The 21309-nt window shown below is 66.1% G+C and carries 20 protein-coding genes; 12 read left to right on the top strand and 8 right to left on the bottom strand.

Going from position 1 to position 21309, the window contains the following annotated elements; genetic code table 11:
• Positions 1-34: 34 nt before the first annotated feature.
• Both AKJ09_RS28820 and AKJ09_RS28815 read left to right on the top strand, forming a co-directional pair.
• A complete protein-coding gene (locus AKJ09_RS28820) occupies positions 35-1348 on the top strand; it encodes a methyltransferase family protein (protein ID WP_146651077.1) in 1314 nt (437 codons plus the stop codon).
• 43 nt (positions 1349-1391) lie between these two features.
• Entirely contained in the window at positions 1392-2774 is a 1383-nt protein-coding gene (locus tag AKJ09_RS28815; protein WP_146651076.1) for an aldehyde dehydrogenase family protein, read from the top strand.
• Between the two features lie 6 nt (positions 2775-2780).
• On the opposite strand, the gene AKJ09_RS28810 is transcribed toward AKJ09_RS28815, so the two are convergent.
• Positions 2781-4409 carry an NHL repeat-containing protein gene (locus AKJ09_RS28810; RefSeq protein WP_146651075.1) on the bottom strand — a complete coding sequence of 543 codons (1629 nt, stop codon included), beginning with the start codon at positions 4407-4409 and terminating at the stop codon, positions 2781-2783.
• Positions 4410-4553: 144 nt separating this feature from the next.
• On the opposite strand from AKJ09_RS28810, the gene AKJ09_RS28805 reads away from it, so the two are divergent.
• From AKJ09_RS28805 to AKJ09_RS28795, 3 genes are all read left to right on the top strand, one after another.
• Positions 4554-4919, top strand: a complete 366-nt coding sequence (locus AKJ09_RS28805) for a hypothetical protein (protein WP_146651074.1) — start codon at positions 4554-4556, stop codon at positions 4917-4919.
• Positions 4916-5158: a hypothetical protein gene (locus tag AKJ09_RS28800; protein ID WP_146651073.1), complete on the top strand. Its 243-nt coding sequence runs from the start codon at positions 4916-4918 to the stop codon at positions 5156-5158. Before AKJ09_RS28805 ends, AKJ09_RS28800 begins: the two co-directional genes overlap by 4 nt.
• A 209-nt stretch (positions 5159-5367) precedes the next feature.
• On the top strand, positions 5368-5874 hold the full coding sequence (locus AKJ09_RS28795; RefSeq protein ID WP_146651072.1) for a hypothetical protein: 507 nt from the start codon (positions 5368-5370) through the stop codon (positions 5872-5874).
• A 44-nt stretch (positions 5875-5918) separates the two neighbouring features.
• On the opposite strand, the gene AKJ09_RS28790 is transcribed toward AKJ09_RS28795, so the two are convergent.
• Genes AKJ09_RS28790 through AKJ09_RS28780 form a run of 3 tightly spaced genes read right to left on the bottom strand, consistent with a single transcriptional unit; the run spans position 5919 to position 8601 of the window.
• Positions 5919-6161 (bottom strand): hypothetical protein, encoded by a 243-nt coding sequence (locus AKJ09_RS28790; RefSeq protein ID WP_146651071.1) that lies wholly within the window; start codon positions 6159-6161, stop codon positions 5919-5921.
• On the bottom strand, positions 6158-7678 hold the full coding sequence (lepB, locus tag AKJ09_RS28785) for a signal peptidase I (RefSeq protein WP_146651070.1): 1521 nt from the start codon (positions 7676-7678) through the stop codon (positions 6158-6160). The genes AKJ09_RS28790 and lepB overlap by 4 nt, the downstream gene beginning before the upstream one ends.
• Positions 7675-8601 carry a hypothetical protein gene (locus AKJ09_RS28780; protein ID WP_146651069.1) on the bottom strand — a complete coding sequence of 309 codons (927 nt, stop codon included), beginning with the start codon at positions 8599-8601 and terminating at the stop codon, positions 7675-7677. Before AKJ09_RS28780 ends, lepB begins: the two co-directional genes overlap by 4 nt.
• Before the next feature lie 284 nt (positions 8602-8885).
• On the opposite strand from AKJ09_RS28780, the gene AKJ09_RS28775 reads away from it, so the two are divergent.
• Entirely contained in the window at positions 8886-9917 is a 1032-nt protein-coding gene (locus AKJ09_RS28775; RefSeq protein WP_146651068.1) for an NAD(P)H-dependent glycerol-3-phosphate dehydrogenase, read from the top strand.
• Positions 9918-10069: 152 nt separating this feature from the next.
• Positions 10070-11278, top strand: coding sequence for a hypothetical protein (locus AKJ09_RS54395; protein WP_205633826.1), 1209 nt, complete (start codon positions 10070-10072; stop codon positions 11276-11278).
• A gap of 11 nt (positions 11279-11289) precedes the next feature.
• Here AKJ09_RS54395 and AKJ09_RS28765 read toward each other — a convergent pair whose 3' ends face one another.
• Positions 11290-11520 carry a hypothetical protein gene (locus tag AKJ09_RS28765; RefSeq protein ID WP_146651067.1) on the bottom strand — a complete coding sequence of 77 codons (231 nt, stop codon included), beginning with the start codon at positions 11518-11520 and terminating at the stop codon, positions 11290-11292.
• Positions 11521-11694: 174 nt separating this feature from the next.
• Here AKJ09_RS28765 and AKJ09_RS28760 point away from each other — a divergent pair, with 174 nt between their 5' ends.
• Genes AKJ09_RS28760 through AKJ09_RS28750 form a run of 3 tightly spaced genes read left to right on the top strand, consistent with a single transcriptional unit; the run spans position 11695 to position 17093 of the window.
• Positions 11695-13602, top strand: coding sequence for a sigma 54-interacting transcriptional regulator (locus AKJ09_RS28760; protein ID WP_146651066.1), 1908 nt, complete (start codon positions 11695-11697; stop codon positions 13600-13602).
• Positions 13603-13659: 57 nt separating this feature from the next.
• The gene (locus tag AKJ09_RS28755; protein WP_146651065.1) at positions 13660-14604 is read left to right on the top strand and encodes a pepsin/retropepsin-like aspartic protease family protein; all 945 of its coding nucleotides are present in this window, start codon (positions 13660-13662) and stop codon (positions 14602-14604) included.
• Positions 14601-17093 (top strand): endonuclease MutS2, encoded by a 2493-nt coding sequence (locus AKJ09_RS28750; RefSeq protein WP_240488616.1) that lies wholly within the window; start codon positions 14601-14603, stop codon positions 17091-17093. The genes AKJ09_RS28755 and AKJ09_RS28750 overlap by 4 nt, the downstream gene beginning before the upstream one ends.
• On the opposite strand, the gene map is transcribed toward AKJ09_RS28750, so the two are convergent.
• Positions 17086-17901, bottom strand: a complete 816-nt coding sequence (gene map / locus AKJ09_RS28745; protein WP_146651064.1) for a type I methionyl aminopeptidase — start codon at positions 17899-17901, stop codon at positions 17086-17088. The two genes, AKJ09_RS28750 and map, sit on opposite strands and share 8 nt — an antisense overlap.
• Positions 17902-18007: 106 nt before the next feature.
• On the opposite strand from map, the gene AKJ09_RS28740 reads away from it, so the two are divergent.
• Both AKJ09_RS28740 and AKJ09_RS28735 read left to right on the top strand, forming a co-directional pair.
• Positions 18008-18274, top strand: a complete 267-nt coding sequence (locus AKJ09_RS28740; RefSeq protein ID WP_146655686.1) for a LysR family transcriptional regulator — start codon at positions 18008-18010, stop codon at positions 18272-18274.
• Between the two features lie 57 nt (positions 18275-18331).
• A complete protein-coding gene (locus AKJ09_RS28735) occupies positions 18332-19234 on the top strand; it encodes an aldo/keto reductase (protein ID WP_146651063.1) in 903 nt (300 codons plus the stop codon).
• A 35-nt stretch (positions 19235-19269) separates the two neighbouring features.
• On the opposite strand, the gene AKJ09_RS53380 is transcribed toward AKJ09_RS28735, so the two are convergent.
• On the bottom strand, positions 19270-19431 hold the full coding sequence (locus AKJ09_RS53380) for a hypothetical protein (RefSeq protein ID WP_169927950.1): 162 nt from the start codon (positions 19429-19431) through the stop codon (positions 19270-19272).
• Between the two features lie 104 nt (positions 19432-19535).
• Positions 19536-21248: a thiamine pyrophosphate-binding protein gene (locus AKJ09_RS28730; RefSeq protein WP_240488615.1), complete on the bottom strand. Its 1713-nt coding sequence runs from the start codon at positions 21246-21248 to the stop codon at positions 19536-19538.
• Positions 21249-21309: the final 61 nt, after the last annotated feature.

Below are 21309 nucleotides of genomic sequence, written 5' to 3'. Positions count from 1 at the left end.
TTTACGAGCGCGTGGTATCAAATATGCGTCCTGCATGACGTCCGCGATCGAAGCCAAGAAGAGCGATTCGGAGCGTGAGCCCACACCGGCGAGCGAGCCCGGGCCCGAGAACGAGAACGAGAACGAGACCGACAACGAGGCTGGGCAACACGAGAGCGGACCGGCGCCGGCTACGAACGAGACGCGCGCCAAGCCTCGCCGCAAGCCCGCTCCGACGCCGATGGAGAGGGCCATCTATCGATGGGTCGCCGTCACGTTCGTGATGGCGGGCTTCCTCGTCGTCTACACGCAGCACCCGTATTACGCGCGCGGCGCGCAGTTCACGCTCTTCCGCTCGTTCTATGCCGGCGCGTTCGTGCTCTGGCTCGTGCTGGGGCTCGGCTACGTTCGCGCCACGCTCCAGCGCTTCTCGGCGATGCGGTACACGATGCGCGACGGCGGCCTGCACCTCGTGCTCCTCGCCAAGGCGCTCCAGAACAAGCGCTTCTGGCAGACGGTGAAGAAGCCCCGCCTCCGTACGACGGCGCTCGGCATCCTCGTCAAAGCCTTCTTCACGCCGCTCATGACCGGCTTCTTCGCCGGGCACGTGAACTCGATCGCGAGGGCGTGGCTCCAGCACAAGCATCTGCAGCCGCTCGACTTCAAGATTCCGAACGGCCTCTCGCCGCTCGCGCAAGCCACGAGCTGGTGGACGCAGATGAGCGCGCGCATCGGCGACCTCGTTCCGCACGCCGCGGACTTCGCCGGCCTCTTCGCTCCCTCGACCTGGACGCACGCGGACATCTCATGGGGCCTCGGCCTCATCTACGACATCGTCTTCTTCACCGACGTCGGCTGGGCGCTCATCGGCTACACCTGCGAGAGCCGTTGGCTCGGAAACAAGACGCGCAGCGTCGAGCCCACGGGCCTCGGCTGGCTCGTCGCGCTCGCGTGTTACCCGCCGTACAACAACGTCACGGGCACCTATCTACCGCTCGACAACGGGCCTTCCGTCATCACCGGCCAGAACGTCCTGCTCGCGATGCGCGCGTTGTCGGTGTTGTTGTTCGCCATCTATGCGATGGCCACCGTGTCGTTCGGGTTCAAGTTCTCGAACCTCACGAACCGCGGCATCGTCTCACGGGGGCCGTACCGGTTCGTGAGGCATCCCGCCTACCTCTGCAAGTGCCTCGCGTGGTGGCTCGAGCACCTGCCCACCATCACCTTCACCAAGGCCTTCTTCCTGACGCTGCTTTGCGGCCTGTACTCGATGCGCGCGTGGACGGAAGAGCGCCATCTGAGCCGCGATCCGGACTACGTGGCCTACAAGAAGAAGGTGCCCTGGATTCTCATCCCAGGCGTTTACTGAGCTCGAGCGCAAGGTCACGGAGAGGCGCTATGCTGGCGTCCTCATGTCCACGCATACCGTCGACAATCCGTACACCGGTGAAGTTGGGGCCACGGTCAACGTCTCGGACGCTGGGGCGATCGACAAGACGCTCGATCGCGCGCGCACTGCCGCCAAGGCACTCAAGCGCCTGTCGGTCGAGGAGCGCGTCGCGCTCTCCGATCGCGCGCTGACGAAGTTCGAGGCGCGCGCCGAAGAGATCGCGCAGGACATCACGCGCCAGATGGGCAAGCCCCTCGGGCAGGCACGCGGCGAGGTGAAAGGCATGGCGGGCCGATGGCGGCACATGCAGTCGATCGCCAAGGAATCGCTGGCCGACATCGCGGTGCCGAAAGACGGCTTCGATCGACGCATCCGTAAAGAGCCCCTGGGCGTCGTCCTCGATCTGCCCGCGTGGAACTATCCGCTGCTCACGGCGGTCAACGCGATCGTGCCGGCGGTGCTGGCAGGCAACGCCGTCGTCGTGAAGCACTCGCCGCGCACACCGCTCTGCGCCGAGCACTTCGCACGCGCCTTCGCCGAGGCCTCCGCGCCCGAGGGCACCGTGCAAGCCATCTTCGTCGACTACGAGACCACCGAGCGCATCGTGAGCGATCCGCGCATCGACAGCGTGCTCTTCACGGGCTCGGTGCTCGGCGGACATCGCATCCAGGCGGCCGCGAAAGATCGCTTCACACACGTGGGCCTCGAGCTCGGCGGAAACGATCCGGCGTACGTCGCCGCCGATTGCGATCTCGGCAACACGGTCGACAACGTCGTCGACGGCGCCATCTACAACGCCGGCCAGAGCTGCTGCGCCGTCGAACGCGTCTACGTGCACCGCTCGGTCTACGAGCCCTTCCTCGCCAAGGCCGAGGCGCTCGTGCGCGCCTACGTGATGGGCGATCCCGACGACGACAAGACCTCGCTCGGTCCCATCGCGCAGCCGTGGCACCCCAAAGAGCTCACGGCATTCGTCGAAGACGCCACGCAGAAGGGCGGGAAGCTCGTGGTCGGCGGCAAGGCCACGTCCGTCGACGGCAAGGGCCGCTTCTTCGAAGCCACGCTCCTTCGCGACGTTCCGCAGACCGCGCTCCTTCTCCAGAAGGAATCGTTCGGTCCCATCCTCGCCGTCTCCCCTGTCGACTCCGACGAAGAAGCGCTCGCGAAGATGAACGACTCGCGCCTCGGTCTCACCGCAAGCGTGTGGACGAGCGACCGCGAACGCGCCGAACGCTTCGCTCGCGATCTCGAGTTCGGCACCGTCTACATGAACCGCTGCGACGCCCTCGACCCCGCCCTCCCTTGGGTCGGCGTCAAAGACTCCGGCCGCGGCGTCACCTTGAGCGCGCTAGGCTTCGACGCCCTCACGCGCCCCAAGGCGATTCACTTCCGTCTCTCGTTCTGAGCCAGCTCAGTTCCAGAAACGCTGCACGAAGAACGCGGTGTTGGGGGACAATCCGGAGATCCCCAACGCGAGGATTCGTCCGTCGGCCTGACTGGCCACGGCCAACGACTGGACCCATGCGTCGGTCTGCACGATGGTCTTTCCATCCGCAAACGAAGGGTCGACGGTGCCGTGCGGAAGCAGTCGATTCAAGCCCCACGAAGTGCGGTTGAAGTCGAGAAGCGTCGTGGTGATGATCGTACCGCCTGCACCGACACACAGGCCCGCGGGGATTCCCGGGACCGACGCGAAGCCATCGGTACCGAACGTCGTGTCGATGCCATTGCCGTCCGCGCGGAAGCGCACGAGCTCGAGGGTCTTGTTTCCCACGTTCTTGTTTCCCAAGAAGCCAGCGATCACCGAGTGGTCCGGGAGCTCCTCCATCAGTTTTTGGGTATTGCCGACGATGACTTGCGGCCTCGAGACGAAGGTGAGTCCGGGTGTCGATACCGATCCGAACGTCGAATCGACCGCATGGTCCTGGGTGAGCTGGAAGATGCCGATCCCAAGGCCGTCGCCATTGGCACCGACGCCGAAGATCTTGCCAGTGCCCGCACGGACGCCGACCCCCGAGATTCCGTCATTGGTGGTCGTCCAGCGTCCCTTGGCAAAGCCTCCCGTGGTGGTCACGAGGGCGCCCTTGTCGGTCATGTGAGCGATGGCCCAGTAGTCGTAGTAGTTCGTCTGCGTCCAAGTGAACCCGACGACAATCGTTCCGTCCGGCGCGACCGCAACCTGCGGAGAAGCGTAGCTCTTCGCGCCCGACGGTAGATTGATCGTGGCGATGCCCAACGCACCGAAGGTCGTGTCCATGGTTGCATCCGGGAGGAGTCGAGCAACCGCTATCGCCGTCGTCGTCGGACTTCCGGCGATGAGGATCTTGCCGTCCGGTTGGAGCGTCGCTCCCCACGCCTTCCCAAGTCCCGTGAAGGAAACCTTGCCGCCGCCGAACGAGCTATCGAGCGCGCCGGTCGGCAGCAACCGAAGCACCACCGTCGTCGTGTCCGACGTGCCGATGGCGATGATCTTCTGATCGGGTTGAACGAGCATCGTGCCGGAGGTGAGCGAGACCTGCGTGACGTGCGCGGTCCCGTTGGTGCCGAAGGTCGTATCGACCTTGCCCGGTGCACCGCGGACGAGGAGCTTGGCCGTCGCCTGTGCGCTCGCTTCGCCGCTCGTCGCGGAGAGCTCGATGGCAGCGTCGCCCTGCTCCGCATCGCCGTCGGCGGTGAGCTCGAGCTCGCCGGTGAGGTCGGTCGGCGCGATGGTCAACGCGCCTGCTGTGATCTTCGCGGGCGGCTTGGCGGTCACGACGATGGGAAGGTTCGCGGCTTGGGCAGCCGCCGATCGGCTGACCGAAACGGTGAGCTTCGCCTTTGCCCCTTGGGTGATCGGGAGGGCATCCGCCGACACGCCGAGGGTGAAGGTGGGCTGCGTTCCCGGCCCAGAGACGACCGGACCGCCCTCCCCGCCGCCATCCGCACTGTTCTCGGAGGAAGGGGCCGCCGGCGTTCCCTGGTTGTCGTCCGAACCGAAAATCCCACACGCCGCGAGCGCCAACGCGAGCACGCTGCCGCAAAGCACAGCCTTCGTCATGAGCGCTGCGGTAACACATCGTCGCGGCTGAGTTGAATCGTGCGTTTTACGTACGAACGAACTGCGACACAGCGCCACGGGTCATGCGCGCCGGGCGATTGACGGCTTCACGCTCGCGAGACTTCTCATCCGCGAAAGACGACGATGACTCTCGATTCGAACAGCGGGCCGTTCGCGCGTTTGCAGAAGTGGTACCTGTCCCAATGCGACGGGCGTCCTCGAAGCGAATCCACCGAAGTGCGAATGCTGCCGATCTATCGAGTGACGAAGTACGACCCGAGCATTCGAGCGTCGAGCGGGCTCTACGACGAATGGACCAGCGTGAGTGACGTCGGGCGCTCGTTCGCAGGGCGCGTGGTCACTGACGCGGACTATCTCGCGGTCGAGGATGCGTACGTCGAAAGCGTGCGACGGCTGATGCGCGCGGCTTCGGTCAACGAGCTCGTCGTGAAGCTGTGCGACGCCCCGAGGTGCCAAGCTCGAGAGGGCCCTCGTGGACTCCGTCGATGACGCGCACACTCGCGCGCCTGGAGATCGGAACGACGTTGAGCGGAAGCGAGATCGACGACGCCGTGCGACTTGGCCTACGCGAGATGGGAGTCGGCGTGCTCGAAGGGGGCGACGGGTTCTACGTCCAATTCGGATACGACTATTCCATGTACGTCGGCTGGGTCGGGCCGGAGCAGGCGCCGCCACCAGCCCCCGACGGCATGTACTTCGAGGTCTTCGAAAACCCGTACAAGGAATAGCGACGTCCGAGGCCGCGTTCCGAGCGATGTCGTTGTTCGTATGGAACAATGAAGCGGTGTCGCGACCAGTCGTTGCTGATTTGGAGTCGACGTTCGCACCGGAATACATGTCGCTTCGGCGCGCCAGGATTCGACACGGCATTCGAAACTTGCATTCGAAGCTTGCCTAATTCGCTTACAGGCTCTTTCCTCTCTTCAGGGAGGGGAATTTGGCGAGCAGCTTCGATCCCGCGGCGGTGGAGACGTTCATCGACAACGGCGACCTGTTCGTCGCGTCCTACAAGAGCGTCTTGCTCCAGGTGCGCCGCGGCCCGCTGACGATGCAGGCGCTCGATCATCTCGAGAGCATCATCCATCTCGCGCGCACGCGGAATCAACACAAGGGGGGCGCGTACCTCGGCGTGCTCGAGGAGTCGGCGGAGCTCACAGGGGGCGATGTCCGTGCGCGGCAGACCGTGCTGTTCCGCAAGATGCTCTCCTACGATCGCTCGTACGCCGCGACCGTCGTTCTCACGAGCGCAACGAAGGGCGCGCTCCTCCGCACGTTCATGCGCATGGTTGCCTTCGGCAATCCCCAGCTCGGCATTTTCGGCAATGCCCTCGAAGCCGGGCGATGGCTCGAAAAGCGCGTGGAGATGCCCGCGCTCGAGACGACGGCGCTCGTCGAATGGGGACGCACGAAGAGCGTCGCGCAGAGACGCGCGAGCGGAATCTGAATGCACCACCGACCTCGCGTCACGCGAAGGTCAGTGACGCGAGCTCAGTGACCCAGCCCCTTGTTGGGCATCTGCACTTGTTCGCAGCGGTCCATGCACGCGGGGTCGTCGTTGCACTGGCGCGAGCAGTCGACGATCGCGTTCTGCTTGCGCTGGCACTTGGGGTCGCGCTCGCACTTCATCGGATCTTCCTGCGCTGCCTTCTGGGCGGCGCGGCATCCTCCGAGCGACAGCGAAGATGCAGCGAGCGTGACGATGAAGAGGCCCCCCAAGATACGGGCTCTCATTTGACGACTTGGCCTCCAGGCGGCGGACGCGTGCGCTCCAGCGGGGGCCGGTTGCGCAGGCACTTTTCGATGTTGGGTTCGAGTGAGCGCATCGTCTCCGGCAACGGGCCGAAGGGACCACGTGCGGGCGGGCGGCCCATGACGGGCGCGAAGATGCGCGAGCGATCGAATTGGTCGCCGAGACTCAGCCACACGAAGAGCGCGCGGCCCTTGATGTTCTTGTAGGGAACGCCACCGCCTTGGTAGTTCCACCACATGCGCGAGTCGTGGCTGTTGTTGCGATTGTCGCCCATGACCCAGACTTCGCCGGGCTTCGCATAGAACGGGCCTTGGTAGTCCGGGCTCGACGACACGTGGTCGTAGAGCGTGAGGTAGGCCTCGTCCTCGAGGAACTCGACGAAGAGCTCGCCATCGTGGCGGCTGGTGTCCTGCGACTCCACGTACGAGTAGGTGCCCGCGCTGCAGCTCGGCACTTCCCAACCGTTGATGATCGGGTGGCCGCCGCGGACCTCGAGCTTGTCGCCCGGGATGGCGATGACGCGCTTGATGAAGTCCTGCTCTTCGCGCTCGGGATAGGCGAAGACGATGACGTCGCCACGCTCCGGCGGCATGCGCGACCAGAAGCGCTTCTGCGTCCAGGGGATCGCCGGACCGTACGTGAACTTGTTCACGAAGATGTGATCGCCGACCTGGAGCGTCGGGATCATCGATCCGCTCGGGATCTTGAAGGCCTCGACCACGAAGAATCGAAGCGCCATGGCTACGGCGATAGCGACGAAGATCGACTCGGCGTACTCGCGAACCTCGCTCTTGCGCCAGCGACCGAGGCGAACGTCGACTTCGCCATCGGCCTTTACGAGCGCATCGACGAACGCGTCTTCGTTGAAGGGCTCGCGCTCCATCGACTCTTCGAGGGCTTCGAGATCGGCCTGGAGCTTCTCGCGCTCCTTGGCCGAGACGTCGCGCACGATGGCGTCGTGATTGCGCTCGAGGATGTCTTCCGCCTCTTCGAGCAGCGCACGCGCGCGATCGAACGGGCCACGCATGCTGTTCGGAAGCCCCGCACGCAGGGGCGGATACGCGTGGAACGCGAGCGGGAGCCGGTGGCGAACCGCCCAGAGAGCGACCTCGAAGAGCGTGAACGTGACGATGCCCATCGGCACCGGCTGATCCCGCACCCAGCTCTCGGCCCAGCCGAGAACGCCACTGTGCTCGACACCGCTCGCGGGGGTCAGCGCCCAGACGAGAAGGCACGCCATGCCGAACGGCACGAAGCCAAACCACAGCGCCCAGTACAGCGTGCGCAGGATGCGCTTCGGCGGAGGGCCGTCCCCTTCCCCGCGCTCACCGCGCGCGCCACGTTCCGGCCGGACGCTCGCCTCCGCCTGATCGCTGGCTGAAGCACCCTTTTCGCGGTCCTTCGCGACGACGTCGTCGTTGTCGGATTCGCGCTTCTCGCCATGCTTCTCGGCATGGTCGAGCTCGGTCGGCTTGCGGGTGTCGTCGTCCTTGCTCACGAAGCGTCGCCGATTTGGATGAGGTAGTTCACGACCGCCGCACGATCATCGAGGGCGTTGACCGGAGGGTTGACCTGGCCGGCGGTGGGTGTGTTGTCGAATACGACGTAGTACATCCCGGGCGAGACGGGAACCGCGCGCTTCAGTTGGGTTCCGGCTTGCACGATGTCGCCCGCGATGGGGGCTCCCGCGAGCGGACCGGACTGCGGGTACTCGTAGTAGAGGTTGAGCGAGGCCTCCGCCTCGGCTTTCCGCATGATCAGCATGTCGACCGCGGGTGCGCCGTCGACCGATGCCGTCACGTAAAGCGAGCGCCCTTCGTCCTCGACGAGGATCGGACCGATGAAATCGCGCTGATTCTGATGAATCTCGACGCGCTCGTTCTCGTAGGTGATGCGGTCGTTGCCGTGCACCTGGAACGGATGGAAAGGCTTCTGGCCGAGCGGGACGATCCCCAGCCCGAACTCATCCGTGTTGGTCTCGGTGAACCGAATGACGGTGAAGCCCTCCTGGAGCTTCTGCCCCATGAGCTGCTTTCCGAAGCTGTCACCCATCGACGTCAGGCTGTTGAGCATCGACGCGGTGGAGCTCTCGAGGCGGTGCGTGCGGAAGTCACTCGCGTCGATCCGGGTGGGCCGGAAATACGCGTAGATGTCGCAGCGATCACCCTCGGTGATGAGGAAGTCGTAGCGATAGAGGCCGGTGGCGGCCATCGTGAACGTCATCTTCTTCGTGACGTTCGTGAAGGCATAACCGAAGCCACTGAAGTTCACGTAGAGGTCTTCACCTTCGGGGGCAACGCACTGCGTCGGGTAGAAGCGACCGATGACCGGCGAGTCCGGAGCGAGCCTGAGAGGCGCGTTGCGCTGGAGCATCTGCTTGCAGAAGTCGCCCATCGCCGTCTTCATCAGCGATTTGCGCATCGTCCGGTTCTCCGGCGCGTTGAGGGTGCCGCGGAACGTGCACTCCTTCGGCCCGCACCCGACGACAGACAGCGGCAAGGCCAGGCACACCGCGGCGAGTCCAAGGACGCGCGCGACGGCGCCAACGCGACGAGAACCAGCGCGCGAAGAACCTGCGCGCCTCGAGACGAAGCGCTCGCTCGGAGCAAGAAGACCAGCGAGCGGGGAAGCCGTAGTACGCAAGGCCCCCGAGGCTATATCAAAACGGCCCGGCAGCGTGCACATGCTCGTGTAGAGTCGAGGGCATGGCTGGCAAGGTGGCGGTGCTGGGCGCAGGGGCATGGGGAACGGCACTCGCGAAGGTGCTCGCTGACAAGGGCGATCCGGTGGCGATGTACTGCCGGCGGCCGGATCTGGTCGACCAGATCAACCGCGAGCACGTGAACGGGCGCTACCTTCCGAGCGCCAAGCTGCCGGCCACGTTGACGGCGACGGTCGACCCCGAAGAGGCGCTCGACCGGGCCTCGATGGTCGTGTTCGTCGCGCCGAGCCACGCCACGCGTGAAGTTGCCCGGCTCGTGGCGCGCAAGGTCCCCACCGATTCGCCCATCGTCAGCGCCACGAAGGGTATCGAGAACGATTCGCTCACGTTCATCGACGAAATCCTCGCGGCCGAGCTTCCCGGCGCCACGCACCGCCACTTCTCGTTCTTGAGCGGACCGTCGTTCGCCAAGGAGCTCGCCGCCGAGCTACCCACGGGCGTGGTCATCGCCTCGACGGAGACCCGCGTTCGCGAGCACGTGATGAACCGCTTCCACACGTCGTACATGCGCACGTACGCAAGCAAGGACATCCCTGGCGTCGAGTGTGGCGGCGCCATCAAGAACGTCATCGCCATCGCAGCGGGCGCGGCCGACGGCCTGGGCTTCGGTCACAACACGCGCGCCATGCTCATCACCCGCGGCCTCTCCGAGATGGTGAAGCTCTCGCTCGCGCGCGGCGGCGAAGCCATCACCCTTGCGGGCCTCGCGGGCATGGGCGACTTGGTCCTGACCTGCACGGGCGAGCTCTCACGCAACCGCACGGTCGGTCTCGAGCTCGGCAAGGGCCGCAAGTTGAACGACATCTTGACCGGCCTCGGGCACGTCGCCGAGGGCGTTAAGACCGCCAAGAGCGCCTACGATCTGAGCCGCCGCCTCGGGATCGAGTTGCCGATCATCAGCGAGACGTACCGCGTGCTGTACGAGGACAAGCCGGTGCTCACCGCCGTGAAGGATCTGATGGGGCGCGAGCTCACGGCCGAGTTCGAGAGCATGGGCGCGATTCGCACGGTGTAGGCGAGATGTAGACGAGGTGTAGGCGAGAGGAGCGCGGCGCGGCCGACGCGTTTGGGCCGCGCCGATCGCAGTTCCGTCCGACGAAGCGCCCGAATCGCGTGAGACTGCTCGACCCGCGGGGACAGCTCTCGTACGCTCCCGCTTTGAACAGCATGCGTTCTCGCGCTTCGCTTGGACTTGGGACCATCGTTCTCGGCTGCCTCGCACTCCTCACGGAGGGACGTGCCTGGGCACAGTACCCCCCGCAGCAAGGCTACCCGCCTCAAGGCTATCCTCAGCAGTATCCGCCCCAGCAGTATCCACCCCAGCAGCGCTACCCGCAGCAATACCCACCGCAGCAGGGCTACCCGCAGCAGTATCCCCCGCAGCAGGGCTATCCCCAGCAGTACCCGCCGCAGCAAGGCTACCCGCAGCAGGGCTATCCCCAGCAGCCCTACCCGCAGCAGCCGCCGCCGACGTCGAACAAGCGTGACGCCGGCGAGATGACCGCGCTCTACATCACAAGCGGTCTCTACGGCATCGGCACGGGCGTCTGGCTCGATGCGCTCTTCAAGATCGACGATCCGGGCTTCGCCGTGATCATGCCCGTGGCCTTCGGCGCGGGCGTGCCGATCGGCATGTACTTCTGGGACGATCAAGGCGGTCCCTTCCACCGCGGCGTTCCCTCGTCGATCGCGACGGGTTTGACTCTCGGCGCCATCGAAGGCGTCGCCATCGCCGGCACGCAGTGGCAGCACACGCGCAACAAGGGCACGGACTGGTCGTTTCAGACCCAGACCACGATCACGTGGGTCTTCGCGACGGGCGGCGGCATCGGAGGCTGGGCCTTCGGCGAATGGATTCGCCCCGACCCGCGCAGCATGGGATTCATCGTCAGCGGCGCCGGTTGGGGCGCGATCAGCGGATCGCTCCTCGGCATCGGCGTCAGCGGCAAAGATTGGAAGGACGGCGCGAGCGTCGCCGGCCTCATCGGCTACAACGTCGGCATCCTCGGCGCGGGCGCGCTCAGCATCGCGCACACGCCGTCGTGGGAGAGCCAGAAGTACATGTGGCTCGGTTACGGCGCAGGTGCCGCCGTCGGCTGCCTCATCTTCCCGTTCTATTTGTTCTCCGACGCGGACGCCAAGCACGGCTTCATCGGCCCGGCGATCGGCGGAATCGCAGGCGCGGCCATCGCCGGTGCGCTCACGTGGAACATGAAGGACTCCGGCAGCGCGGCGAACGCGTGGAAGCCGCCGTTCGACATCGCGGTCATGCCGCCTCCGCGCCTGACCGCCTCGCAGGTCGGGCTCGGATCGAGCAACACGCCCGTTGGTGATGCACCTCCGGGCGCCGTGCTCACCGGCTTCGGATCGTTCTGATCCTCAGGCCGTCACTTCGCGGGCGTCGTGCCCGTCGCAGGGGCAGCGCTCGAGCTCGGGGCAACCGGGCTCGGAGTGGTTGCCCCGGCGTCGGCGCCGGTCTCAGGCTCGACCGTATCCGGCGTGAGGGGCGGCTTCTCGTTGCCTCCACCACAAGCCATCACGGCGGTGGCGAGGACCACGCAGGAGGCCCAGAACGCGGCCCACGGGGCGCACGGAACCAGAACGGCGAGTCTTCTCATACGGTACGACCTCCGTAAGGGCGGATTTTCTACGCATTCTACACGGGACTCTTCGACGAAGGCCACCTTGGCGGCGGCACGCCCGGCGTTTCCGCTCTCACAAGATCGCGCGAGGAAGAGGACTTTTACGATATCCTCGCGGCGTTCCGGCCATAGGAAGGCCGAGACCCGAACATGCCCATCCTCAAGTGGTTCCCATCCCAGGGCTCGCCGCGCACCTTCGTGCTCTACAAGCCGATGTCCACCATCGGCCGCGCCCTCGGCAACGACGTCGCCGTCATGACGGCGGGCATCTCCGAAACGCACGCGCAGGTGCTCTTCGACGGTCGAGACTTCAATCTCGAGGAGGTCGACAAGACCGGCGAGATTCTCATCAACGGCAAGAAGAAGCGGCGCGCACGCCTCGTGCATGGAGATCGGATCACGCTCGGTGACGCCGAGCTCCAGTTCAGCATCTTCGACGAGCCGGTCTCGATGCGCCCGACGCCCTCGTCATCCCCGTCGATCAGCGATCGTGCGCATGCAACCGACACGTCGGCCATGCAGCTCGCGGGCGTCCGTAAGCTGCATGAGTTCAGCGAAAAGCTGATGACGATGAAGAACCTCGACGAGCTGCTCGAAGCGATGCTCGACGCGGTCATCGACGTCACCGGCGCCGAGAAGGGCCTCCTCCTTCTCCTCGACGACGCCTACAGCGAGGCTGGCGCGGCTTCGGGACAAGCGGGCAAGCCCGTCATTCGTGCGTCCCGCCACGTCACGCGCGAATCCATCACCGACACCACGGGCACCATCTCGGACAGCATCGTTCGACGTGTCCTCGAGAGCGGCCGCCCGCTCATCGTGTCCGACGCCCTCTCCGACGACGTCTTCAGCACGAGCGAGAGCGTCGTAGCTCTCCGCCTCTCGAGCGTCATGTGCGCGCCCCTCGTCTCCCAGGGCCACGTCACCGGCGCGCTCTACGTCGGCAACGACCGCGTCAAAGGCCTCTTCCAGAAGTCCCAGCTCGAGCTGCTCAGCATCTTCGCGGGCCAGGCCTCGCTCATCCTGCAGAACGCGATGCTCCTCGGCGCCCTTCGGGTCGACAAGGAGAAGCTCGCTGCAGAGCTGAAGGACAAGCGCTTCGGCGAGATCATCGGCGCCTGCCCCTCGATGCAGGAGGTCGATCGCAAGCTCGGCAAGGTGGCCACGACGGACATCTCCGTGCTCATCACGGGTGAGACGGGCACCGGCAAGGAGCTCATCGCGCGCGAGGTGCATCGCCGCTCGAACCGCGTCAACGGCCCGTTCATCGTCATCAACTGCGGAGCGATTCCGGAGAACCTGATCGAGAGCGAGCTCTTCGGTCACGTGAAAGGCGCCTTCACCGGCGCGGTCGCTTCGCGTCCCGGCAAGTTCCAGGCGGCCGACAAGGGCACGCTGTTCCTCGACGAGATCGGGGAGCTGCCGCTCAACCTCCAGGTGAAGCTCCTTCGTGCTCTCCAAGAGCGCGTGGTCTTCCGCGTCGGCGACAGCAAGCCGGAGAAGGTCGACATTCGCGTCGTCGCCGCGACGAACCGCGTCCTCGAAGAGGAGATCAAAGCGGGCCGCTTCCGCGAAGATCTCTATTACCGCCTCAACGTGGTGAACATCTTCCTCCCGCCGCTCCGCGAGCGCGGAGACGACGTGCTCATCATCGCCAAGGCGCTTCTCACGAAGTACGCCGACGAGCTGCACTCGCCGGTGCAGGGCTTCACGCCTCAGGCCCTCGTCGCGATCCGGAAGAGCAACTGGCCGGGCAACATTCGGCAGCTCGAAAACCGCATCAAGAAGGCGCTCGTCCTCTGCGACAAGACGCTGCTCGGCGTCGAGGATCTCGAGCTCGATCAGGCAGGCGAGAGCACCATCCTGCCGCTCGAGAAGGCCAAAGAGGAGTTCCAGCGCAAGTACGTCCTCGAGGTGCTGGAACGCAACAACGGCAATCGCACGCAGACCGCACGCGATCTCGGCGTCGATCCGCGCACCATCTTCCGTTACCTCGAACGCGAGCAGAATCCGATGCCTTCCGGTGCAGGTGGCTCGGGCCCTGGCTCTGCGCGCGACTGACACGCTCCAAAACGACGCGTTCCCGTTGCGGCGCGACGATTGCTTCGTCGGCGCGCAATGGGGACGCTCGCGCGCACGCTCATCGCGCTCGTCGCGGTAGGGTGCTCCACAGCCGACGGCAGCACCGGGACGTCCAACGATCCCGCGACCGACGGGTGCGCCACGAACAGCGTGCCCATGCTGGTGAAGTTCTCCGCAGGGTATGCGTCCGATCAGTTCGTGCCGGTCACCGTGGACGGCACGCAGGGCTACTTCACGATCGACACGGGCTCCTCGAGCACCTTCGTCTACGGACCGGACGACCACACCGCGAGGTACGAGGTCGCGATCGGTTGCGAGACGGTCAACGTGATCCGTCGTGACTTCGCGCCGAGCGTCGCGTTCGGCAAGCCGGTGCTCGGCGTGCTCGGCGCCGATTTCCTCCGCGCCGTCACGACGGACTTCGACTACCCGGGGGGGAAGATCGTCCGTCATCACGGTGTGCCGCCCACCGGCACGGAGGGCTACCTGACAGTTCCCATCGTCGATGCCTCCGGTCACATCGCGGTGGAGGCGAAGGTCGACGGCGCCTCGAAGCTCCTCATGGTCGACACCGGCTCGCCGCACGTAGTCTTGGCGTGGACCGAAGGCCGGCCCGACGACCAAGCCGTGAACGTCGAGGACATCAACGGAACGCTGATTCCCGCATACCTCGGCGACTCCGACGTCTCGCTCGAGAGCGAGACCAAACGGATCCCGGTCTATCGCATTCCGTCCTGGCCCTATTTCCAGAGTTTCGCCAAGAAACTCCATCCCGATCTGGCCGGGCTCTACGGTCGGTCGTCGCTCGGCTACCGGCGAATCATCATCGACAACAGCGCGAGCGTGCTGGAGTTCGGGCCCATCCAGCCCATTCCCGCGGCCGCCGAGTCGAGCTCGAACGACGCGGCCCAAGTGGATCTCGGAGGCGCAGCGCTTGAAAGTCGGCCGCTCAGTGCACATGATGCGCCGCCTCCGCCGTGACCGAAACGCTCCGCGATCCCTGTCCTTCCAAAACCAAGAACGACCTCGAGTGGGACCGCCTCCTCGAGGCGCTGGCCCATCGGTGCGCGTCGGCCATGGGTCGCTCGCTCGCGAAGGCCCTTCCGTTTGCGAGCACGCGGAGCGACGTCCGGCGGGCCCTCGACGAGGCGCGCGAGGCCACGGAGCTCCTCTCCAACGGCGAACCGTTGCCGGTGTCGGAGCTCGCCGAGGTCGACGACGCGATGGGCCGCGTGTCCGCCGCGGGTGTGCTCGCTCCGCTCGAGATTCGAGACATCGGTCGAGCTTTGGAAGCCGCCCGCGTCCTCCGGAGGTTTCTCGGCGCACGTCGGTCGCGCGTGCCGGCCCTCTATGAAGCGTGCGCCACGGACCCTACCCTCGACACGCTCGCGGACGAGCTTGCCGGCGCGTTCGATCCCGACGGCACCTTGTCGGACAAGGCGAGCCCGCGCCTTCGTGAGCTTCGCGGCGAGTACCACGCGGCACGCCAGCGCATGCTCTCGCGTCTCGAAGAGTTGATGACGCGCTACGAGGCGATTCTCCAGGATCGCTTCGTCACCGAGCGCGAAGGACGTTACGTCGTCCCCGTTCGCTCGGACGCTCACGAACGCTTTCCGGGCATCGTCCACGCCACGAGCGCCAGCGGTGCCACGCTGTTCGTCGAACCGCGCGCGGTCATTCCGATGGGCAACCGCCTCAAGGTCCTCGAGGCGGAGGTCCAGCGCGAAGAGATTGCAATTTACACGCAGCTCTCGAACCGCATCGGCGAGATGATGGCGAGCGTGATCGGCGCCGTGCACGCACTCGCTCGTGCCGACGTTCGAGCGGCCATCGCGCGGCTCGCCCAGGATCTGCACCTCACCTTCCCCGACGTCACCGACGAAGCACGGCTCGAGCTCCACGGGGCGCGGCATCCGCTGCTCTTGCTCGATAGCATCGTCGAACGCGGCCCGGTTCGCTTCGAGTCGGTGGTGCCGAGCGATCTGTCGATTGCCGCGCGTCACGCGATGGTCGTGAGCGGACCGAATGCCGGCGGAAAAACCGTGGCGCTGAAGACCATGGGGCTGTCGGCGCTCATGGTCCGCGCCGGGATGCCCGTGCCCTGTGCCGAAGGCAGCAAGGTCGGCATCTTCGAGATCGTACTCTCCGACGTCGGCGACGATCAGAGCCTCACCAAGAGCCTCTCCACGTTCAGCGCGCACGTGAGCAACCTCGCGCGCATCCTCGACGACACGCACCAGGGCGCCCTCGTTTTGCTCGACGAGCTGGCAGGCGGCACCGATCCTCGCGAAGGCGAGGCCCTCGCCGCCGGCATGCTCGACTCGCTCACGGCGCGAGGTGGTGCCGTTGTCGTCACCACGCACTACGAAGGCCTCAAGGCCCTCGCCCTCGCCGACGATCGCTTCGTGAATGCGAGCATGGGTTTCGACCTCGGAACCATGAGCCCCACCTTCCGTCTCGCGCAGGGCGTCCCGGGCAGCTCGAGCGCGCTCGCGGTGGCGCGACGATTCGGTCTACCGATCACGGTCATCGAGCGCGCCGAGAAGTTCCTCACCCGCGAGGACGTCCAGTTCGAGAGCGTCGTGCGCAAGTTGAACGACGAGCGCGCGGCCCTCGAACTTGCGCGCGCGGCAGCCACGAGGCGCGAGAACGAAGCCGCCGAGCAGAAGCACGCGCTCGACGTCGAGCTGCGCAACGCGCGCGATCGCGAGCAGCGCCATCTCTCGAAGGAGGCCGAGGCGCTCCTCGCTGCCGTTCGACGAGCGCGCGAGGAATTGCGCGAAGTGCAGGCCCGCATTCGGAGCAAGAAGCTGGACGCAGCGAGCGCCAAGGAAGCCGAACGCATGCTCGATCGCGTGGCCTCGCGCTTCGCGATGGGAGGCGAGCTCGAGCCGCTCACCAAGACGGCGGCGCGCGCGGGAGCGGCGGGCGAAGACACGGTGGCCGTGGTCGACGCGTCGACGCTCAAGAAGGGCATGCGCGTGTGGGTGCCGCGCGTCCGAGCCGAAGCGGAGATCCTGGACCTCCTGCCCGACGCGACGGTGCGCGTGCAGGCTGGTGCCATGAAGCTCGTGCTCGACGCGGGCGAGATCCGTCAGCTCGGAACGCGCCGCGACGAAGCCGATGGCAAGCGCAAGCCGACCACGGCTCGACCGGGCGAAGCGCCTCGCAAGGCCGAAGGCGCAGCCCCTGGTGACCCCGCCGGCCTCGAAGCGCCGCTCCAGACGAACGACAACACGTGCGACCTTCGCGGGCTTCGCACCGACGATGCGCTCTCGCTCGCTGTCACGTTCCTCGATCGATCCATCAACGAGAGCCGGCGCGTGTGCTTCCTCGTGCACGGTCACGGCACCGGCGCCCTCAAAGACGCCATTCGCCGCGAGCTCAAGGCAAGCCCGTACGTCCGCTACTTCCGCGCGGGGCGCCCCGGCGAAGGCGGCGACGGCGTGACGATCGCCTGGCTCACGTGAGCTCGAGCTCTCGCTCCGGCTGAATCGCCCACGCGCCTCCGGTCGGAGGAACCGTCATGATCTCGTAACCGGCCTCGGTGATGACGATCGTGTGCTCGAACTGCGCGGAGAGGCTCCCGTCGACGGTCACGACCGTCCAGCCGTCGGAGAGCACGCGCACCTCGGGTCGTCCGAGACACACCATCGGCTCGACGGTGATGGCCATGCCCGCACGCAGTCGCGGGCCGGTCCCTCGCACCCCGGTATGCGCGACGTGAGGCCCTTGATGCATGCGCCTACCGATGCCGTGACCACCGAAGTCACGCACCACCGTGCAGCCGAGCTTCTTCGCGGTCTCTTCGATGGCGGCCCCGATATCGCCGAGCCGCGCGCCATGACGCACGACCGCGATACCTGCATCGCGACAGGATCTTGCGGCCTCGACGACGTACCTGGCTTCGTCGCTGACGCGTCCGATCATGAACGTTGCGGACGTATCGCCGTGGAAGCCGCCGAGCATCGTGGTGACGTCGACGTTGATGATGTCGCCCTCGGCGAGCACCACCTTCGGGCTCGGGACGCCGTGGCACACGACCTCGTTGCGACTCGTGCAGACGGCCGCAGGGAAGCCCTCGTAGCCCAGCTGACTCGGTTTGCCTCCGAGCTGGGCCGTATGGCTGCGCACCCAAGCGTCGATCTGCGCCGTGGTGATACCGGGCGCGAGCTTACGCCCGACGTACGCCAACGTTTCCGCGGCGGCTTTTCCTGCACGCCTGAGCCGCTCAACCTCATTTCGACCATGAATTTCGATGGACACGGCCCCATCCATGCCGCCCACGGGCGAGCGCGTCCAATACCGTTTCGGTCTGGGCTGGCAGGAGAGGCACCCCACCTCTTGCGCCCCCACCCCCATTCGAGGCACGCTTTCGGGCGAGATGAGCCTCGCGCAGATCCGCTATTTCGTTGCCGTCGCCGAAGAAGGCAACGTCGGGCGCGCCGCTCGCCGGCTCCGCGTGGCCCAACCGCCGCTCAGCCGCCACATCCGAAGCCTCGAGGACGAGCTCGGTACGCCGCTGTTCGATCGCACGCCTCGGGGCATGACACTCCTTCCGTCGGGTGAGCTGTTTCTCTCGCACGCGAAGCGAATTCTCGAAGCGGTCGACGACGCCTGCGCGGCAGTGCGACGCGGTCCATCCGAATAGTCCGCCGTCGCGTCACGACGAGCTCCCCGCCGACATCGCGCGTGCGAAGATGCGCGCATGAACGACTTCGCGCACGGTCCCTCCACGATCCGCATCGGTGATCTCGAAGTTCGTCGTCTCGGTTTCGGAGCCATGCAGCTCCCCGGCCCCGAGGTGTGGGGCGAGCCGAAAGATCCCGCCAAGGCGCGCGCCGTTCTGAAGCGCACCGTCGAGCTCGGCATCAACTTCATCGACACATCCTGGTACTACGGTCCGTTCGTCTCGAATCGCCTCATCGCCGAGACGCTTCACCCGTACGCGAAGGACCTCGTCATCGCGACCAAGCTCGGTGGCAAGCGCTTGCCCGACAAGTCGTGGGTCGCCGCGCTCCGTCCCGAGGAGCTCCGTCAGGGATGCGAGGAAGATCTGCGGACGCTTCGGCTCGAGCGCATCGACGTCACGCACCTGCGTATCATCCCGCATTCGGACGTGCCCTTCCGCGAGTCCCTCGATGCGATGATCGGCCTGCAGAAAGAGGGCAAGATCCGTCATCTCGCGCTCAGCAACGTGACGCTCGACCAGCTGCGCGAAGCCATGGCCATCACGCCGATCGTCGGCGTGCAGAACCTCTACAACGTGATCGCCGGCGAGAAGAAGCTCGCCAACTTCCCGATGGGCGTGGTCGCCGGTCAGGAGCAGATGCTCGACTTCTGCGCGGAGAAGGGCCTCGCGTTCCTTCCCTATTTCCCGCTCGCGCTGCCGGGCCCGAGGAAGATGGTTTCGCCGGTCCTCGGGGAGATCGCCAAGAAGCACGGCGCCACCGAAGCGCAGATCGCCATCGCCTGGCTGCTCGCACGCTCGAAGGCGCTCCTACCCATCCCCGGCACGAGCTCGCCCGCTCACCTCGACGAGAACTGGGCGGCTCGCACCATCGCCCTCGACAAGGCGGAGATCGAAGCCATCACCGCCGCGCGCAGCTAACGCGATTGGCGCCACGGGTCGCTCGTCACGAGCGGTCAACGCGGACCGCTCATGAACGGCGGCCAACCGAGGTAGTGCGGCGTCGGCTTGCTGTGGCTCACGGAGAGCGCCACCATCGCCACGATTGCAACGAGCAGCGCCAGCGCGAGGACGTAGTTGATGCGCTCCCTCTCGGGGCTAAAAAACGGTTCAGCCATGGCAGCTCCTGCCGGGTCCCGAAGGTGAAAATGGCAAATGCGCGATGGAGCCCGATCTCGAGGCCGGGTGCATCGCGCATGCCGATTTTCACGCTGAGGTACCGTCAGACGCTGATGGCGCCCTTTCGGAAGTCACTCTTCGCGATCTTCACGTTCACGCAGGCGGGCTTGCCGCAAGCGAAGGCTTCGTCGAGCGCGGGGCCGAGCTGTTCGATCTTCTCGACCCAGAAGCCGCGGCCACCGCAGGCCTCGACGACCTTCTCGTAGCGCGTGTAATCGAGCCCCGTCGCGACCGCGCGCTCTTCTCCGTAGAGCTCCACCTGGCCGCGTCGAATCTGCGTCCACCCGGCGTCGTTGCCAATCAGCGCAATGACGGGGATGTTCTGACGCGCCATGGCCTCGAACTCCATGGCGTGCAGACCAAAGCTACCGTCGCCGTAGACGAGAACGACGTTCGCGTCGGGACGCGCGAGCTTGGCCGCCATCGCATAGCCGGGCCCGACTCCAAGCGTGCCGAGCGGCCCCGGATCCATCCAGAGCTGCGGCCATTCGAGCTTCAACACGTACGCCGCGGTTGCCACGAAATCGCCGCCGTCGCCGATCACGATGTCCTTCGGGCCGAGCCGCTTGCCGAGCTCGGCGCAGACGCGAAGCGGGTTCGGCGGAGAATCGTTGGAGTCGATCTCGGCCTGCATTTTCGCGCGACGCTTGGTTTCGTCGGCGCGGACCATGTCCGTCCACTCGGCGAACGACAGCGTGGTCCCGAGCTCGCGCGCGAGCTGTTCGAGAACGTTGCCCGAGTCGCCCTGGATAGCGACGTCGACCTTGCGATTGCGTCCGAGCTCGGCGCCATCGAGGTCGATCTGGACGATCTTCCCGTCCGCATTCCAGGTCGGAGAGCGGCCGTAGTCGACGCGGAAGTCGAACGGCGTTCCGAGGACGAACACCACGTCGGCCTGCGCGAGCGCGAACTTGCGCGAGCGGCTGAAGCGGAGCGGATGCGCATCGGGGAGCGCGCCGCGAGCCATGCCGTTCAAGAAGACAGGCGCGCCAAATCGCTCCAGCGTGGCGGCGAGGCGTTCGCGCACCGGTGACCAGCGCACCTGGGAGCCGACGACGAAGACAGGACGCTTCGCGTTTCGAAGGAGCTCGGCCGCCTTGGCGATGGCGCGCACGTCACCTGCCGGGCGCGGAGGCTCTTCGAGCGGTGCCGTGGCGGGGAGCTCGGCGTCGTCGCTGCCGTTCATGAGGAGATCGAGCGGCATCTCGAGAAAGACCGGGCCTGGCGTATTGGCCTGGGCCACGCGGAACGCCGAATCGATGTACTCGCCGATGCGGCGCGTCTCGGGGACCTGCACGCTCCACTTGGTGATGGAGCGCATCAGGCTGAGATGATCCATGTCCTGCAGCGAGCCCATGTCGCAGAGCTGCTTGGGCCCGGCGCCGCCGATGCACACGAGCGGAATCTGCGCGCGCTGCGCATTCGCGATGGCCGTAACCACGTCGGTGACTCCGGGCCCGGCGGTGACCGCGCAGACGCCGGGTTTTCCGGTGACGCGGGCCCAACCATCGGCCGCGTGCCCCGCGGTCTGCTCGTGCCGGACGTCGACGACGCGAATGCCTTCGTCGAGGCAGCCATCGTAGATCGCTTGGATGTGACCGCCGCAGAGCGTGAACAGATGCGTGGTGCCGTGGCGCTTGAGTGCCTGAGCAACGAGACGACCGCCGTGGACGTACCCCATGACACGCTCCTCGATGAAAATGAGAGAGTCGTTACCGTAGACGTTGTCGACGAGCGCCTGCAAGCAGGGGAGCACGTCGCCGCGACCAGTTGGCGCAATCTGTCTCGAGGCTCCCAGCCGAGCAACGAGGGTCGCT

The organism is Labilithrix luteola (assembly GCF_001263205.1).
Classification (GTDB): Bacteria; Myxococcota_A; Polyangia; order Polyangiales; family Polyangiaceae; genus Labilithrix; species Labilithrix luteola.
This window is presented reverse-complemented; position numbering and strand designations above follow the sequence as displayed.

Bases quoted from the DNA above. Each gene is read 5' to 3' on its own strand.
- AKJ09_RS28790 (WP_146651071.1), bottom strand. From the start codon at position 6,161: ATGAGAGCCCGTATCTTGGGGGGCCTCTTCATCGTCACGCTCGCTGCA.
- AKJ09_RS53380 (WP_169927950.1), bottom strand. From the start codon at position 19,431: ATGGCTGAACCGTTTTTTAGCCCCGAGAGGGAGCGCATCAACTACGTC.
- AKJ09_RS28775 (WP_146651068.1), top strand. From the start codon at position 8,886: ATGGCTGGCAAGGTGGCGGTGCTGGGCGCAGGGGCATGGGGAACGGCA.
- AKJ09_RS28810 (WP_146651075.1), bottom strand. From the start codon at position 4,409: ATGACGAAGGCTGTGCTTTGCGGCAGCGTGCTCGCGTTGGCGCTCGCG.
- AKJ09_RS28755 (WP_146651065.1), top strand. From the start codon at position 13,660: ATGGGGACGCTCGCGCGCACGCTCATCGCGCTCGTCGCGGTAGGGTGC.
- AKJ09_RS54395 (WP_205633826.1), top strand. From the start codon at position 10,070: ATGCGTTCTCGCGCTTCGCTTGGACTTGGGACCATCGTTCTCGGCTGC.
- AKJ09_RS28800 (WP_146651073.1), top strand. From the start codon at position 4,916: ATGACGCGCACACTCGCGCGCCTGGAGATCGGAACGACGTTGAGCGGA.
- AKJ09_RS28740 (WP_146655686.1), top strand. From the start codon at position 18,008: ATGAGCCTCGCGCAGATCCGCTATTTCGTTGCCGTCGCCGAAGAAGGC.
- AKJ09_RS28735 (WP_146651063.1), top strand. From the start codon at position 18,332: ATGAACGACTTCGCGCACGGTCCCTCCACGATCCGCATCGGTGATCTC.
- AKJ09_RS28815 (WP_146651076.1), top strand. From the start codon at position 1,392: ATGTCCACGCATACCGTCGACAATCCGTACACCGGTGAAGTTGGGGCC.
- AKJ09_RS28820 (WP_146651077.1), top strand. From the start codon at position 35: ATGACGTCCGCGATCGAAGCCAAGAAGAGCGATTCGGAGCGTGAGCCC.
- map (WP_146651064.1), bottom strand. From the start codon at position 17,901: ATGGATGGGGCCGTGTCCATCGAAATTCATGGTCGAAATGAGGTTGAG.
- AKJ09_RS28805 (WP_146651074.1), top strand. From the start codon at position 4,554: ATGACTCTCGATTCGAACAGCGGGCCGTTCGCGCGTTTGCAGAAGTGG.
- AKJ09_RS28760 (WP_146651066.1), top strand. From the start codon at position 11,695: ATGCCCATCCTCAAGTGGTTCCCATCCCAGGGCTCGCCGCGCACCTTC.
- AKJ09_RS28780 (WP_146651069.1), bottom strand. From the start codon at position 8,601: ATGCGCAAATCGCTGATGAAGACGGCGATGGGCGACTTCTGCAAGCAG.
- AKJ09_RS28765 (WP_146651067.1), bottom strand. From the start codon at position 11,520: ATGAGAAGACTCGCCGTTCTGGTTCCGTGCGCCCCGTGGGCCGCGTTC.